13 protein-coding genes are annotated in these 14,866 nt (G+C 69.4%); 4 read left to right on the top strand and 9 right to left on the bottom strand.

Annotated features, from left to right (window positions below):
• Nucleotides 1-43: 43 nt before the first annotated feature.
• The 5 genes from ACTWPT_RS15475 to ACTWPT_RS15455 form a co-directional block, all read right to left on the bottom strand.
• Nucleotides 44-1,045 (bottom strand): 2-hydroxyacid dehydrogenase, encoded by a 1,002-nt coding sequence (locus ACTWPT_RS15475; protein WP_443178056.1) that lies wholly within the window; start codon nucleotides 1,043-1,045, stop codon nucleotides 44-46.
• A 263-nt stretch (nucleotides 1,046-1,308) separates the two neighbouring features.
• Complete coding sequence (locus ACTWPT_RS15470) at nucleotides 1,309-2,484, bottom strand: cytochrome P450 (RefSeq protein WP_443178055.1); 1,176 nt, start codon at nucleotides 2,482-2,484, stop codon at nucleotides 1,309-1,311.
• Nucleotides 2,481-4,043, bottom strand: coding sequence for a CYTH and CHAD domain-containing protein (locus tag ACTWPT_RS15465; protein WP_443178054.1), 1,563 nt, complete (start codon nucleotides 4,041-4,043; stop codon nucleotides 2,481-2,483). Before ACTWPT_RS15465 ends, ACTWPT_RS15470 begins: the two co-directional genes overlap by 4 nt.
• A gap of 52 nt (nucleotides 4,044-4,095) precedes the next feature.
• A complete protein-coding gene (locus ACTWPT_RS15460) occupies nucleotides 4,096-4,443 on the bottom strand; it encodes a VOC family protein (RefSeq protein WP_443178053.1) in 348 nt (115 codons plus the stop codon).
• Entirely contained in the window at nucleotides 4,440-5,210 is a 771-nt protein-coding gene (locus ACTWPT_RS15455) for a trans-aconitate 2-methyltransferase (RefSeq protein WP_443178052.1), read from the bottom strand. Before ACTWPT_RS15455 ends, ACTWPT_RS15460 begins: the two co-directional genes overlap by 4 nt.
• Nucleotides 5,211-5,267: 57 nt before the next feature.
• Between ACTWPT_RS15455 and ACTWPT_RS15450 the strand changes: the two genes are divergently transcribed.
• Entirely contained in the window at nucleotides 5,268-5,774 is a 507-nt protein-coding gene (locus ACTWPT_RS15450; protein ID WP_443178051.1) for a MarR family winged helix-turn-helix transcriptional regulator, read from the top strand.
• Nucleotides 5,775-6,118: 344 nt separating this feature from the next.
• On the opposite strand, the gene ACTWPT_RS15445 is transcribed toward ACTWPT_RS15450, so the two are convergent.
• Both ACTWPT_RS15445 and ACTWPT_RS15440 read right to left on the bottom strand, forming a co-directional pair.
• Entirely contained in the window at nucleotides 6,119-7,966 is a 1,848-nt protein-coding gene (locus ACTWPT_RS15445; protein WP_443178050.1) for an ABC-F family ATP-binding cassette domain-containing protein, read from the bottom strand.
• A 260-nt stretch (nucleotides 7,967-8,226) separates the two neighbouring features.
• Nucleotides 8,227-9,129, bottom strand: coding sequence for a 4-(cytidine 5'-diphospho)-2-C-methyl-D-erythritol kinase (locus tag ACTWPT_RS15440; RefSeq protein ID WP_443178049.1), 903 nt, complete (start codon nucleotides 9,127-9,129; stop codon nucleotides 8,227-8,229).
• A 496-nt stretch (nucleotides 9,130-9,625) separates the two neighbouring features.
• Between ACTWPT_RS15440 and ACTWPT_RS15435 the strand changes: the two genes are divergently transcribed.
• Nucleotides 9,626-9,928, top strand: a complete 303-nt coding sequence (locus tag ACTWPT_RS15435) for an arginase family protein (protein ID WP_443178048.1) — start codon at nucleotides 9,626-9,628, stop codon at nucleotides 9,926-9,928.
• 3 nt (nucleotides 9,929-9,931) lie between these two features.
• On the opposite strand, the gene ACTWPT_RS15430 is transcribed toward ACTWPT_RS15435, so the two are convergent.
• Both ACTWPT_RS15430 and rsmA read right to left on the bottom strand, forming a co-directional pair.
• Nucleotides 9,932-10,522 (bottom strand): NlpC/P60 family protein, encoded by a 591-nt coding sequence (locus ACTWPT_RS15430; RefSeq protein ID WP_443178047.1) that lies wholly within the window; start codon nucleotides 10,520-10,522, stop codon nucleotides 9,932-9,934.
• A gap of 131 nt (nucleotides 10,523-10,653) precedes the next feature.
• Nucleotides 10,654-11,514, bottom strand: a complete 861-nt coding sequence (rsmA, locus tag ACTWPT_RS15425; protein ID WP_443178046.1) for a 16S rRNA (adenine(1518)-N(6)/adenine(1519)-N(6))-dimethyltransferase RsmA — start codon at nucleotides 11,512-11,514, stop codon at nucleotides 10,654-10,656.
• Nucleotides 11,515-11,560: 46 nt separating this feature from the next.
• On the opposite strand from rsmA, the gene ACTWPT_RS15420 reads away from it, so the two are divergent.
• Complete coding sequence (locus ACTWPT_RS15420; protein WP_443178045.1) at nucleotides 11,561-13,636, top strand: serine/threonine protein kinase; 2,076 nt, start codon at nucleotides 11,561-11,563, stop codon at nucleotides 13,634-13,636.
• Complete coding sequence (locus ACTWPT_RS15415; RefSeq protein ID WP_443178044.1) at nucleotides 13,633-14,865, top strand: hypothetical protein; 1,233 nt, start codon at nucleotides 13,633-13,635, stop codon at nucleotides 14,863-14,865. Before ACTWPT_RS15420 ends, ACTWPT_RS15415 begins: the two co-directional genes overlap by 4 nt.
• Nucleotide 14,866 lies beyond the last annotated feature (1 nt).

Raw genomic sequence — 14,866 nt, 5'->3', positions numbered from 1 at the left:
ACGGGCAGGCTCGCATACTGCGATCTGGCAGAACGGAGAGGAGTCAACGGCCCGGCCGGCTCCGGGTTCCCGGCAGCGGGGTCGGTGCGGCCTCACCGTTCAGTACGGCTTCGATGTTGCGAGCCGCGAGGTCGGTCATCGCCGCCCGCGTCGCCTCGGTCGCCGAGCCCACGTGGGGCAGCACCACAAGGCGCGGCTCGGCGAACAGCGGATCGCCGGGGTCCGTACGCGGCTCGGCGGTCATCACGTCCAGCCCCGCCGAGTGCAGCTCGCCCCTGCGCAGAGCCGACAGCAGGGCGTCCTCGTCGACGATCCCGCCCCTCGCGGTGTTGACCAGGGTCGCCGTCGGCTTCATCCGAGCCAGCTCCGCAGGGCCGATCATGCCCGCGGTCTCGGGCGTCAGTGGCGTGTGGATGGAGACCACGTCGCTGGTCGACAGGAGCTCGTCGAAAGGGACCCAGCGCGACAGCGTGTCATCCTCCTTGCGCCTCGGGTGATGGTGCTGCACGCGCATGCCGAACCCGGCCGCCCGGCGCGCCAGGGCCTGGGCGATCTGGCCGTAGCCGATCAGCCCAAGAGTCGCCCCATGGACGTCGAGACCGAAGAACACGCTCGTGTCGGCCGAGCCCCATTCGCCGCGGCGCATGATGTCCATGCTCGCGACGAGGCGGCGCCGGGCCATGAGGATCAGCGCCATCGCCACGTCGGCGGTGGTGTCGGCCAGCACGTCCGGCGTGTGCGTGACGACGACGCCGCGCTCGCCGGCCGCCGCCACGTCAACGCTGTCGTACCCCATCGACGCCAGCGCCACGACGTGCAGCCGCGGGCCGGCGGCGTCCAGGAACTCGGCGTCGATCCGGTCGTTGCCGACGGCGAGCAGGGCATCGCAGCCGCGGGCCAGTTCGGCGAGCTCGGCAGGGGCGGGCGGCGCCGTCCCCTCCCAGACGGTGACGTCGTAGCGGGTGGTCAGCCGGGCGACGGCGGCTCCCGGGAGGTCGGCGCGGGAGACCGCGAGGCGCGGGCGGGGTGCGGGCGTGCCGGACATGCTCTGCTCCGTTTCATCGAGAGCTTCAGGGTTACCACCAGGGGTACCCGGACCGGCGGGCGGCCTGGTCACGCCGCGCCGGGAGCGGTGAAGTCGAGCAGGACCGTGCAGGAGAGGGCCGGGTCGGCGGCCGGCTCGAAGGCCTCGTTCGGCCGCCCCGCCTTGCGTGCGCCAGGCAAGCAGGGCGGCCAACAGCGACGGCGGCTCCTCCTGGGATCCGAAGGGCTACCGCGAGGCGTACCGGAAGCTCTGGGGCAGGTAATTCACCAGGTGACGGGCAGTTTCGCGAACCCGTCGGCGATCCTCCCCGCCGTGCGCGGCAAGTCCTCGGCGGGGACCGCCAGCCGCAGATCAGGGAAGCGCTCGAACAGCCTGCTGAACACGGCGATCAGCTCGACCCTGGCCAGGCTGGCCCCGATGCAGAAGCGCGGGCCGTAGCCGAAGCTCAGGTGCGGGTCCGTTTGCGGGCGTCTGATGTCGAACACGTCCGGATCCGGATAGACCCGCTCGTCCCGGTTGGCCACGCCTGGAAGGATCACCACCGCCTCGCCCCTGCGGATGGTCCAGCCGTCGACCTCGATGTCCTCGTGAGCGTACCTGGGCAGGCCGTGCAGGCTCGTCACGACCATGCGCAGGATCTCCTCGACCGCCCCCGGCGCCAGCCCGGGGTCGGCCTTGAGGAGCTCGAGCTGATCAGGGTTGGCCAGCAGGAGCAGCACGCCGAAGTCGATGCGGTTGACCGTGGTCTCGTGTCCGGCGAACAGCAGCGCGCCGGCCAGCTCCGCGATCTTGCCGTCGTCGTCCAGCTCGCCTGCCAGGTCGGACAGCACGTCCTCGGCGGGCTCGTGCCGCTTGCGTTCGATCAGGCCCGCCATGTACGTGCTCAGCTCCTCCCTGGCGGCCTGGCTCTTGTTCGGGTCGAGCATGTCACCCATGCGCTGCGACACGCCGCCGAAGTACTCCCTGTCCTCGTACGGCACGCCGAGCAGCTGGCAGATGACCAGCACCGGCAGCGGGAAGGAGAACTCCGCGTGCAGGTCCGCCGGGGGCGACAGCTTGGCGAGGTGGTCGAGCCGCTCGTCCACCAGCGAGCCCACGTGATCGGTGAGCGCCTTCATGCGCCGGGCCGAGAACGCCGGCACGAACAGCTTGCGCATGCGGTCGTGCTCGGTCTTCTCTGTGGCGATGTCGCCCTGCGGGCCGCCAAGCAGGGCCGAGCCCGACAGCCGTGCGGCCTTGTCCGGCTCCGGATGAGAGCGTCCCAGCCGGCTGTCGTTGAACAGCTTGCGGGCGTCCTCGTACCCGCTGACGAGCCAGACCTCGTCGCCCATGCGGGTGCGTACTTTGGCGATGCCCTCCTTGATGCGGAGCTCCCGGTATGCCGGGGGCACCTCGAGAAGGCCGCTGCGTTCGAAGGGAATGACCGGAAGATCGCTCATAGAAGCTTCCCCACTGCTTTGACAGTTTCCGCCCATACCCTGGGGAAGTCGGCGTGTGCCCGGTCTGCGATGTTGCGTTCTATCCCGACCAGCAGCCCGTACGTGAAGGTGTCCTCACCTGCCTGACGGGCGCTTTCCGCCTCCTTCGCCAACGTTTCCTGTGCGACCACGCCGTCCTGGTGCGTCCCCAGTACTTCCTGGATGTCCTCCGCCAGCTTAGCCAGCTTGGCCATGTCCCTGCCGAGGGTGGGTTGCAGCGCTTCGGCGGTGTATCGAGCGCGTTTGGCCGCTTTGCGCACGTCGTGCATGGCTATCTCGCGGCGTTCGAGGTCCTCGATGGCCTGGGCGAAGTCGTACGCTCTGGTCACCCTGTTCCAGCCGGCCGCCGCGATGGCGCTGAGCCGCTCCTGTGCCGGCTTGGCCGCCGCCTTGCCCAGATTCGGCTCCGCGACGAGCTCGTCGAGCGCGTTGAGCAGCGCGTAGTAGCGGTCGCCGCTGAGCGCTTCCTTGATCCGCACGTAGGACTCCTCCTCGCGTTTGAGGAGGTCCGAGCCGAGCCTGGTGTGGATGGGGCCGATGATCAGCTCGGGGGCCACGCGAGCGAGCAGCTTGGCGAACCTGGCCCTGGTCACCTCCAGGTCGCGGGCCTCGCCGAGCACGTTACCGAGCCACTGCAGCTCCTCCTGGAGCTGGCCGGTGTCGACGACGACGGTCTTGAACGCCTTCAGCGCGCTACGCAGCCGGCGGCACGCCACGCGCATCTGGTGCACGGCGTCGTCCTCGGCCCGGCGTACCCGAGGGTCCTGCGAGAGCAGCGCGGCCACCTGGCTCGCCAGGTAGTCGACGACGGTCTCGCCGGCCGAGCCCGGGACAGTATGGGCTCTGGCGGGTGGGGTGGGTTCGAGCAGCTTGGCGAGTTTGCTGGTGGCTTCAGAGGGGGTGGCGCCGGCCTTCCTGAGCCGTTTACCGACCTTGGCCAGCAGCGCCAGTTTGGTGTCGTCGAGCAGCTCCGCCTCGACCTCCCGCCACCGCACCACTTTGACGCCGGCGTCTTCGTTCTTGGCAGGCCCCTCTTCGGCTGGTTCGGCTATGGCCGACTTGCCGTTGGCCGGCTCGTTTTCGGCTGGTTCGCGGGCGTAGACGGTGCCTTTGACGCGGTCGTCCGCGATCTCGACCAGCTTGGTCTCGCCGTCTTGCAGGACCGTGACCGTCCTGCGAGTGTCAAGCTCGGCGACCACCTGGAGATCGGCGCCTCGGGTGTAGGCGCGGACGAGTTCGGCCAGTTCCGGAGGCACGATTTTGGTGCTGCGGGTGAGCGGATGGGTGATCTCCTGCCGCACGCCCTTGGCTTTGGGCAGCTTCAGGTGCCAGCCGGGGTCGTCGCCGCCTCGTCGTCGCCGGAGCGTCACGCCTCGGGCGGCCAACCGCAGGTCGGGCGTGTCATAGTAAAGGGCCACGAGCTGGTAGCTCTTCGGGCCCGCGACGTCGGCCAGACCACTCAGATCCGGGATCACGTAATCCTGAGGAACGTCAAACTTGTCCTCGATCTCGATGCCCACTGCACCTCACAAGTGTCCGATTTCGGACAATGATGCCACCACCAGGTAAACATCACACTAATTGCAGGAGTTCGATTCTGTTCCCGACTGGATCGGAGACAAAGATCCGCCGATAACCCGGGAAAAGGTCATCGGGGACCGCGTCGGAAAGCTTGGCGACGTACGCGTCGAGGTCGTCCACCAGGAAGGCCGGATGGGCCTTGCGTGCGGGCCTGAAGTCGTCCTCGATGCCGAGGCGGATCTCCACGCCGTCGCTCCGGAACCAGGCTCCGCCGCGTTCGGCGAGTTCCGGCGGCTTTGACACCTCGCGCAGGCCGAGCACGCCCGCGTAGAACTCTCTGAGGAGCGGCTCGCTGCCTTTGGGCGCGGCAAGCTGGACGTGATGCAGCGCTTTGATCATTTCTGGGCCACCACGAAGATCCTCCTGAAGGGAAACGGCGTGCCGTAGCGCCTGGACGGATACGCATCGGCGAGCGGCCCGGCCAGATCGGCCTTGAACCGCCGCTGTTCGTCCGGGTCCAGCCGGTCGAGTATCGGGCGCAGGGCGGTGCCGGAGACCCAGTCCAGCACTGGGTTCTCGCCTTGGAGCACGTGCACGTACGTCGTCTCCCAGGCGTCCACCTGGGTGCCGCCCTGGTTGAGCAGGTCCAGGTACTCGGCGGGGTCGCCGACCGGGTTACTCCTGATGACATCGCTGAGCCTGTCCGACCAGGTCCGCGAGGCGCACAGCTCGCGGATCGCGACGTGGCTCGGCGCGTCGAAGTTGCCCGGCACCTGGAAAGCCAGCCAGCCGCCCGGTGCCAGCTCCTCCATCCAGTGCTCCAGCACGTCACGGTGCGCGGGCACCCACTGCAGGACGGCGTTGGAGACGATCACGTCCATCGGCCGGTCCGGCCGCCAGGTGGCCACGTCGGCGACCGCGAACCTGGCGGAGGTCTTCAGCTGACGAGCCTTGGTGATCATCGCTGGTGAGGAGTCGAAGCCCTCGATCGTCGCGTCGGGCCAGCGATTGCCCAGCTCCACGGTGAGTTCACCGCTGCCACAGCCGGCGTCCACGACATAATCGGGGTTGACCGCCCCCACTCTGGAGATCAGCTCGATGAACGGCCGCGACCGCTCGTCAGCGTAGACCGCGTAGGTTACCGGGTCCCAGATATCTCTTGACATGAAGATAATTGATATCGAGAGATATATCTCGATGTCAAGACAGTACACTTCTGTGTCATGACGGAGGATGCGAGAGACGAGGTCGACCGCCTCGTCGCGGCTTGGCGGACGGAACGCCCCGACCTCGACGTCGAGCCGCTCCAGGTGCTCTCTAGAGTGTCACGACTCGCCAAGCATCTCGACCGGGCCCGCCGTGCCGCGTTCGCCGAGCACGATCTGGAGCCCTGGGAGTTCGACGTGCTGACGGCGCTCCGACGCGCCGGGAAGCCATACGAGCTCAGCCCTGGAGCGCTGCTCCGCGCCACACTGGTCACCTCGGGGACCATGACCAACCGCATCGACCGCCTCGCCCAGGCGGGGCTCGTCCGCCGGCGGCCCGATCCCGAGGATCGGCGTGGCGTGCTGGTGTCCCTGACGGACACGGGTCTGGCCCGCGTCGACGCCGCCTTCTCCGACCTGCTGCGGCGTGAGCGTGAGCTCCTGTCCGGGCTGGGCCTGGGCGATCAGCGCGCCCTCGCGTCTCTCCTCCGCATGCTCCTCACCCCCTTCGACTCTCCCCTCTGATCTGCGCCGCCCCCCCGTCCTGCCATAGGGCAAGCGGCCGTCCATCCCCCGGACGGCCGCCGGATCAGCGAAGAAGACGGCCCACAATGCGCTCGTAACGGCGAGAACCCCGTGAGCCTTCACAACTGGCCATGACAGACGGAAACCAGCGTCGGCGCGTGCGGGCAACTTGGCACCGCCGTAAAAGGAGGATTGTCTTGGTGGCACGTGCGGTCCGCGTGGCACGGCCGTAGGGGAAGGCGGGCGTAGGGGAAGACGGGCGTGGGGGAAGACGGCCGTAGGAGAAGGCGGGCGTGGGGGAAGACGGCCGTAGGGGAAGACGGCCATCGCAGGAAGAGCGGTGGTCAGCTGCCGAGGCGGTCGGCTAGGTCGAGCCACTCTGATTCGATGGTGTCCTTCTGGGCCGCGATCTCGCGGAGTTCGGCGTCCAGGTTGCCCAGCCTGGCGTAGTCGCTGGCCGCCTCCGCCATGGCGGTGTGGAGGCGGGTCTCCTGGTCGGTCAGCCTGTCGAGCTGGCGTTCCAGGCGGTTGAGCTCCTTGCGGAGTTCCCGCTCCTCCTTGGCCGACAGCCCCGACGGCATCTGGCCGGACGCCGGCCCCGCGGTCGATGCCGGCACCGGCCCACCGCCGACACCGGCAGAACCGGACCCGCCACCCGTCGCGGTCGCGGAGGCCAGGCGTGCGGTCAGGGCGGTGCCCGCCGCGCGGCGTTCCAGGTATTCGTCCACCCCGCCGGGCAGGAACGACAGCTTGCCGTCGCCCAGCAGCGCGACGGAGCGGTCGGTCACCCGCTCCAGGAAGTAGCGGTCGTGGCTCACCAGGATCAGCGTGCCGGGCCAGCCGTCCAGTAGGTCTTCCAGCTCGTTGAGCGTCTCGATGTCGAGGTCGTTGGTCGGCTCGTCGAGCAGCAGGACGTTGGGGTCGTCCATGAGCAGTATGAGCAGCTGGAGCCGGCGGCGTTCGCCACCGGACAGGTCGCCGACGACCTTCCACTGGGCGTCGCCGCGGAAGCCTAGGCGTTCGAGGAGCTGGGAGGCGGTCCATTCCCTCTTGCCGACCTGCAGGTACTTGCGTACTGCCTCGACCGACTCCAGCACCCGCCGCGTCGGATCGAGCTCGGCCAGCTCCTGGGACAGGTGCGCGAGACGTACCGTCTTGCCCCTGACCACGCGGCCGGAGTCGGGCTTGATCGTGTCGGCGAGCAGCCGCAACACCGACGACTTACCTGACCCGTTGACCCCGATCAGCCCGATGCGATCGCCCGGCCCGAACTGCCACGTGCAGCGGTCGAGCACCAGCGGGCCGGTGGCCGGCCCGCCGGCGTGCAGGGTGATGTCCTCCAGGTCGTACACGGTCTTACCGAGCCTGGCCGCGGCGAACCGCATGAGCTCGACCGCCTCGCGCGGCGGCGGCTCGTTCGCGATCAGGGTCTGGGCGGCCTCGATGCGGAACTTCGGCTTGGATGTGCGGGCGGGCGGGCCGCGGCGCAGCCAGGCGATCTCCTTGCGCATGAGGTTCTGGCGGCGATCCTCGGCGGCCTGGGCGATGCGCGCCCGCTCGGCCTTGGCCAGCACGTAGGCGGCGTAGCCTCCTTCGTACCGCTCGACGCGCCCGTCCACGACCTCCCACGTGCGGGTGGAGACGGCGTCGAGGAACCACCGGTCGTGCGTCACCACCACCAGTGCGCTCTTCCTGGCCGCCAGGTGCCCGGCCAGCCACGCGATGGCCTCGATGTCGAGGTGGTTGGTGGGCTCGTCCAGCATGATCAGATCGTGGTCGTCGATGAGCAGCTTCGCCAGCGCCGTACGCCTGCGCTCACCACCCGAGAGGTCGCCGGCCGTGGCGTGGAGGTCGAGATCCCCGATGAGGTTGGCCAGGATCTCCCGAACCCCCTGGTCCCCAGCCCACTCGTGCTCGGCCATCCCGCCCAGGACGGTCTCTCCTACGGTGGCGGCCGGATCGAGCGTGTCCTGCTGGGAGAGGAATGCGACCCGCAGTCCACGGGTGTGCGTGACCCGGCCGCTGTCGGGGCGCACGTCGCCCGCGATGACGGACATCAGGGTCGTCTTGCCGCCCCCGTTGCGCCCGACGACGCCGATCCTGTCCCCGGCCTCAACACCTAGGGACACGTCGCTGAGGAGCGGCTTGGGCCCGTAGGCATGGGAAACCGACTCAAGATTGACCAGATTCATGACTCCCTCAGGGTATAGGCTCCCCGGCCCACACCCCGCCGTCCTCTCAGCCCGCCCACCCCCGGCCCGAGGGCCGGTGGAGGCGTCGGGTCAGGGCGAGGGTCCCGCCACTGACCGGGCCGGTAGAGGCGTTGGGCCAGGGCGAGGGTCCCGCCACTGACCGGGCCGGTGGAGGCGTTGCGTCAGGGCGAGGGTCCCGCCACTGGGCGATGGCCGGAGGAGGGTTCTCGCCACCAATGGGGGCCCGTGGAGGCAAGGGGCTACACGAGGGTGGCGCCGCGGACGGGGCCGTGGGCGGGGACGGCGGTGTGGGCGGCGCCCGTGGTTGTCAGGCTGAGGGCCAGGTCCCGGGCGTGGAGGGCGTCGATGGCCAGGAAGGCGCAGGTAGGGCCCGAGCCGGAGACGATCGCGCCCAGGGCTCCGTGCTGGCGACCGGCGTCCAGGGTCGGCGCCAGCTCTGGGCGGAGGTTGAGCGCGGCGGGCTGGAGGTCATTGCTCAGGTGAGAGCCCAGGGCGTAGGCGTCACCGGTGCCCAGGGCCTCCAGGAGCGAGTCGTTCAGCTGGGGCCAGGGGACCTCGGCCGCCTCGGCGGCGCGGAGCCGGTCGCATTCGGCGTACACACTGGCTGTGGACAGGCCGCCTTTCGCCAAGGCGAACACCCAGTGGAACGTGCCGCCGGTGGGGAGCTCGCTCAGCTGCTCGCCCCGGCCGGTGCCGACCGCGGTGCCGCCGAGCAGGGAGAACGGCACGTCGCTGCCAAGATCTCCGGCGATCTCCATGAGGTCGTCGAAGGGCAGGCCCAGCCCCCAGAGCTCGTTGCAGGCGACGAGAGCTCCGGCGGCGTCCGCGCTGCCGCCGGCCATCCCACCCGCGACCGGGATGTCCTTGTGGATGATCAGGTCGGCGCCATAGGTGCGTCCCGCGTGCTTGGCGAGCGCGCGGGCGGCCCGGATGGCCAGGTTGCTGTCGTCGACCGGCACCTGATCGGACCATTTCCCGGTGACCGACACCGAGATTGACTCGGACTCCTTCGCTACCACCTCATCGAAGATCGACACTGCGTGGAAGACATTGACCAGGTCGTGGTAGCCATCCTCCCTGAGCGGGCCGACAGCAAGCTGCACGTTGACCTTCGCTGGCACACGTACGGCCACCGAAGTCATCGGACCTTCTCCGTGGATACTTCGGTCTGGAGGCCGGAGAGGAAACCGACTCCCGCGTGGCGGGGGAGGAAAAGGCGGTTTGTCGCCAGGCGAACCGCCGTCAGGGTGCGCACCGATGTTCTTCCTTCTTGGTGGTGTAAGCGAAGCCGTTGGGCCTCAGCCTTCAGATCGGGGAGCGAGTGACCGAGTGTCCTTGACCCCGCACGATGTTATCGGGGCATGTAGCTCTGACATGCTGTTCTTGAAACATGACGTGGGCAACGATCAATTCCCCAACACGGAGAGTCAGGTTGGCGGTCATTTGTCCGGGGTGCCGGTTGTCGAGGTAGGGCGATGGCGAGGGTCCGGATCGCGTACGGCAGAACGGCTGCGCGATGGGGCTCGAGCCCGTGGCGGCGCCCGAGACGCCGGTGGATCCGCGGCGGATCGTGCTGGCAGGCGTGCGGGATCTCGATCCCCTGAGGCCGCGTTCGTGTCGGCCGCTGGAATCCCCCAAGTGAGTGGGGCGGACCCGGACGCCGTTGTGGAGGCAATCGCGTCCGCGGCAGACGGTGCCGACGCCGTTCTGTATGTCCACATCGACTTCGACGTGCTGGATCCGGAGATCTTTCGGAGTGAGGGGAGTCCTGTGCCAGGAGGGTTGCATCCTGAGCGGCTCCTTTCCACGGTGACGGCCATTGCGGAGCGGTTTGAGGTGGTCGGGCTCGGGCTCATGGAGTACGCGCCCGCTCGGGACGAGGATCGGGAACTGCTGTCCGGGCTCCTGGCCGGATTGGTGCAGGCCTGTGCCCGCCGGTGAGGGTCAGCCTGGGCGTACGGTGCCTCGGTATATGGCGCGGAAGTAGGGCGAGGTGAGGAAGCTGGTCTTTCTGACCACGTCGCCGGTCTTGGGGGCGTGGATCATGAGTCCTCCGCCCAGGTAGAGGGCAACATGGGTGGGGTCGCCTGTGCCGCCGCCGAAGAAGAGCAGGTCGCCTACGCGGCGGGCGCCGGCTGCGATCTTGCGGCCCTGGCGGAACTGGGCGCCGGTGTAGTGGCTCAGGGTCACCCCCGCCCTGGACCAGGCGTAGAGGGTCAGGCCGCTGCAATCGAAGCCTCTTGTGCTCGCTCCTCGGCCTATGCCGAGGGTGGGTCCTTTTGCCGACCCTCCTCCCCAGGAGAAGGAGACGCCTAGTTGGTCGAGCGCGGCGGAGGCGGCGATGTCGCCGGGAGTGGTCTTCTCTTTTCTTCCCCCCTTCTGTTTCTTCTGCTTTGTCTCCTGCTGCTGCGGGAGCGAGATCTGGGTTGCCGCATGGGGGCCGGCGGTGGGGGCTGTTGTGCCGGTGAGGGGAGTGAAGGTTGCGAAGAAGCCGCTCGTGAAGGTGAGCGAGAGGAGAGCGAAGGGGTGCGTCATGGGTGGCCTTCCGGGTCCGTCCGTGGCGGGTGGATGAGGAAGGCCAGCATCGTGCGCGAGGCTGAGCGCCGGGTGGGCCGAACGTGGTTCTGTGGATGGGAGGGTGGAGGCTGTGGGCGCTGTGGACAACGTCAGGCGCGGACCTCGGCGATGCGCGCGAAGGCGGCGATGTCGAGTTGCTCGCCGCGGGCCGACGGGTCCACACCGGCCGCCCTGAGGATGTTCTCCGCCTCGGCCGCGCTGCCTGCCCACGACGCCAGAGCCGCGCGCAAGGTCTTGCGGCGTTGGGCGAACGCGGCGTCCACCACGGCGAAGACCTTCTCTCGCGAGGCCGACGTGGCAGGTGGTTCGCGGCGGGTGAGGGAGACGAGGCCCGAGTCGACGTTGGGCACAGGCCAGAAGACGGTACGCCCGACCGCGCCCGCCCGGCGTACGTCCGCGTACCAGGCGGCCTTGACCGACGGCACCCCGTACACCTTCGATCCGGGTCCGGCGGCGAGGCGGTCGGCCACCTCGGACTGCACCATGACCAGGCCCTTGCGCAGGGACGGGAGCACTTCCAGGAGATGGAGCACCACCGGGACGGCCACGTTGTACGGGAGGTTGGCGACCAGGGCGGTGGGGACGAAGCCCGCCAGGTCGTCAGCGGTGATCTTCATGGCGTCGGCGTTGACGACCGTGAGCCTGTCGGACAGGCCGCGGTCGGCGACCGTGATGGGGAGTTGGGCGGCGAGCACCGGGTCGATCTCGACGGCGACCACGTGGGAGGCCGACGGCAGCAGGGCGAGGGTCAGCGAGCCGAGCCCCGGTCCCACCTCGATGACCACGTCATCCTCCGCCAGATCGGCCACGCGGACGATGCGCCGGACGGTCCCGCCGTCGATCACGAAGTTCTGGCCTAGCTTTTTTGTGGGACGAAGATCTAGCTTATCCGCCAAAATACGTATTTCTGCAGGGCCCAACAGCCTCATCATCCAACCAGTCTCCCGCATCGAAGAACGTGCAATGGCATATGGGGAGACCAAAGGAGAGGATGGCGTGGAACAGGAAGGGACGTCCCTCATGGAGCCAACGGGCGCCGCGCCGCTCCGCCCGACGGACTTGCGGGAGATCGGGCCATACCGCCTGCTGGGGAGGCTCGGCGAAGGCGGGATGGGGACCGTCTTCCTCGCACGCGCGCCGACGGGTCGTTTTGTCGCGCTCAAGGTCGTGAAGGCGGAGTTCGCCAACCAGGAGGGGTTCGCGGCCAGGTTCCATGCGGAGGTGGAGAACGCTCGCCGGGTGGCGTCGTTCTGCACGGCTCAGGTGCTGGACAACGGCAACACCGGTGACGGGCGGCCGTACATGGTGACCGAGTACATCGCGGGCACCCCGCTGTCCGATCAGATCGCCAAATTTGGGGCTCTGGACCCGGGACCGCTCCACGGTGTCGGGCTGGGAGTCGCGGCGGCGCTGGCCGCGATTCACGTGGCGGGGCTGGTGCACAGGGATCTCAAGCCCGCGAACGTGATCCTTTCGCTGTCCGGGCCACGGGTGATCGACTTCGGGATCGCCAGGGCGCTCGACCGGGAGACGGGGTTCACGCTTTCCGGTGAGTTGCTGGGCAGCCCGGGGTGGTGGGCGCCTGAGCAGGTACGTGGTGAGATGGTCAGCCCGGCGGCCGACATTTTCGCCTGGGGCTGCCTGGTGGCGTACGCGGGCACCGGGCGGCACCCGTTCGGCCGTGGAGACCCCATCACGATGGCCCACCGCGTGCTGAACGCCCCGCCGGAGCTGGGTGCGCTGCCCGCGCCGCTGAATGAGCTGGCCCGGCAGGCCACCTCGATGGATCCCGCGTCGCGTCCGACGGCGCAGGACCTGCTGATCGCGCTGGTGGGAGGCAATACGCCGCCACCGTCGGTCAATCCGCCGACTCTGGTCGCGAACGAGATGCTCACCGACTGGCAGCCGCCGCAGAACGTGGTGGACAAGCCCGACATCACGGCGACGTTCACGACGCCGCCGCCGAGCGACACCATGGGCAGGGCGGCGAGCGGCCCGACGTCGTTCGAGGAGCTGGCGCGCAGGGAGGAGCAGGCGGCCAAGGAGGAGCTGGCCCGCTGGCCCATTGAGGCCCAGGGCGGAGCGCCTGGTCAGGAGAACGCTCGGCCCCGTGGGCTGTTCCGGCGAGGTGATCGGAAGAAGGCACGGCCGGTTCAGACGCCTCAAGCGGCTCCCGGAGCGCCGGACGCCCAGGCGCAGCAGCAAATGCGGCAAGCGCCTCCTACGGCGCCCGAGGCGCAACCGCGGCAAACGGCCGCCCCCGGCGTTCAAGGGGTTCCCGGGCAAGGCGCCCAGCCACAAGGCGCCCAGCCACAAGGGACGCAGGCACAAGGCGAGTCGGCGCAAGGCGCGCACGCGCAAGGGTCCCAGACGCCGCTGCGGCAAACCGGTCAGGAGCCGCTGTCGCAGCGCGGGCCGGCAGGGCCATCGCGGCAGCAGGAGCGGCAAGCGTCGTTGCCCGGGCAGCCGGCCGTCGAGACGCGGCCGGGCGATCGGGCGATCCGCATCACCCCGGAACTGCTCCCGGGTGAGCCCGATACCTTAGGCGGCACCAGGACCTCGGGCACCCGGTGGCTCATCGCCGCCGCGGCGGCCGTGCTGGCCATCGTCGTCACGGTGGCCGTCCTGATCGTCACGTCCGGCCGGAACACGGTGACCTCCACCTCCGGCAACCCGTCCCAGGCCGCCACCACGGCAGGCCCCAACGATGTGGGCCGCAGGTTCGCGCTGGGCAACAACTTCGACGACCCGGTCGCGATCGTGGCGGCCGCCCCGGAGTGCGGGCTGAAGGAGTACGAGGGCAAGACCGCGACCCAGGGCCAGCTCTGCGTGATCCGCTGGACGATGCTCAACCCGGGCGGTGAGCGCAAAGTGCTGATCCAGCCCGTGGTCACCATGGTCGACGACCGCGGCGCCGAGCACGACCCCGCCGCCGTCACGCTGCCCCCGGCCATCCTGCCGGGCGCCCGCGTGGACAGCGCCTTCGTGTTCGACCTGGCCAACTACCGCAAGCCCGTGAAGTTGACGGCGACCATGCTCGAGAACGGCAAGCAGATCGAGGTGGCGCTGTGAGGGTCCGAGGGGCGCTCATGGCGCTGCTGTTCGCGGCCGGCGTGACGGCGGCGCCGACCACCGCTGCCACGGCCGCCGTGGGGCGTGCCGCCGCGGGGCCAGCCGCCGCGGCCTGCGCGGGCGCCGTCGACTTCGACGGTGACGGCGTGGACGACGTGGTGGTGGGCGACCCGTTCGCGGACGATCAGAAGGGCGCCGTGCACGTGTTGTCCGGCAACAAGGTCCTCCCCGTCTCCGTGCCCGGCCTGGTCAGGGGTGACGCCTTCGGCTGGGCGGCGCGTCTGGCGAAGGTCGACGGGGACGCCTGTGCCGACGTGGTGGTCGGCGTCCCGTACGCGGACGTGGACGGCGTCGAGGACGCCGGGGCCGCGTACGTGGTCTACGGCGGCGGCGCCAAGCCTCCGCAGCGCCTGACGGCCGCGCAACCGCAGCGGTTCGCGCACTTCGGCTGGTCGCTGGCGGCCAGGGGGGACCTGGTGTCCATCGGGGCTCCGTACGAGGACGAGGGGCAGCTCCTCGACGTGGGCGCGATCTACGTGCGCAAGGGCACGGGCGAGCTCCGCAGGATCAGCCAGGAGAGCGTCGATGTGCGCGGCAACAGCGAGGTGGGCGACCAGTTCGGCTGGTCGATGGCGTTCGGGTCCGGGAACGCGCTGCTGGTCGGGGTCCCGTACGAGAACGACGACGGCGCGGGCCGCCAGATCGAGGCCGGCAAGATCGACTCGGGCTCGGCCGTGTTCATCGACGACGTGTTCGCGTCCCAGATCACCAGCCTGAAGCTGGACTCGCCGACCAAGGCCTCCGGCGACAGGTACGGGTACGCGGTGGCCTACTCCGAAGGCTCCGGCTACGCCGTGAGCTCCCCGGGACCCGGCTCCGTGCAGCTGCTCGACCCCGCGAAAAAGCCTATCAGGACGGTGACACAGGGGGGCAGGCAGGCGTTCGGGTTCTCGCTGGCCGCCTCGGCGGACGGCCGGCTGGCCATCGGCGCCCCGTACGGCGGCGGCGTACGGGTCGTGTCGTGGAAGAGCGCCTCCGAGGACAGGAAGCTGACGACCGGTGACGGGTTGTTCGGCTGGTCGGTGGCCTTCAGCGGCAACAAGTTGTTCGTGGGGCAGCCGGACGCGCAGCCGTATGGGAAGGTCGCGGTGGCCGGGCGGAACGCCGAGAGCCTCCAGCCGCTCCAGCCGCAGAAGGGCGCTGACTTCGGGGTGTCCGTGTCGGGCTAGC

Source organism: Nonomuraea sp. 3N208, from assembly GCF_052245935.1.
Lineage (GTDB): Bacteria > Actinomycetota > Actinomycetes > Streptosporangiales > Streptosporangiaceae > Nonomuraea.
This window is presented reverse-complemented; position numbering and strand designations above follow the sequence as displayed.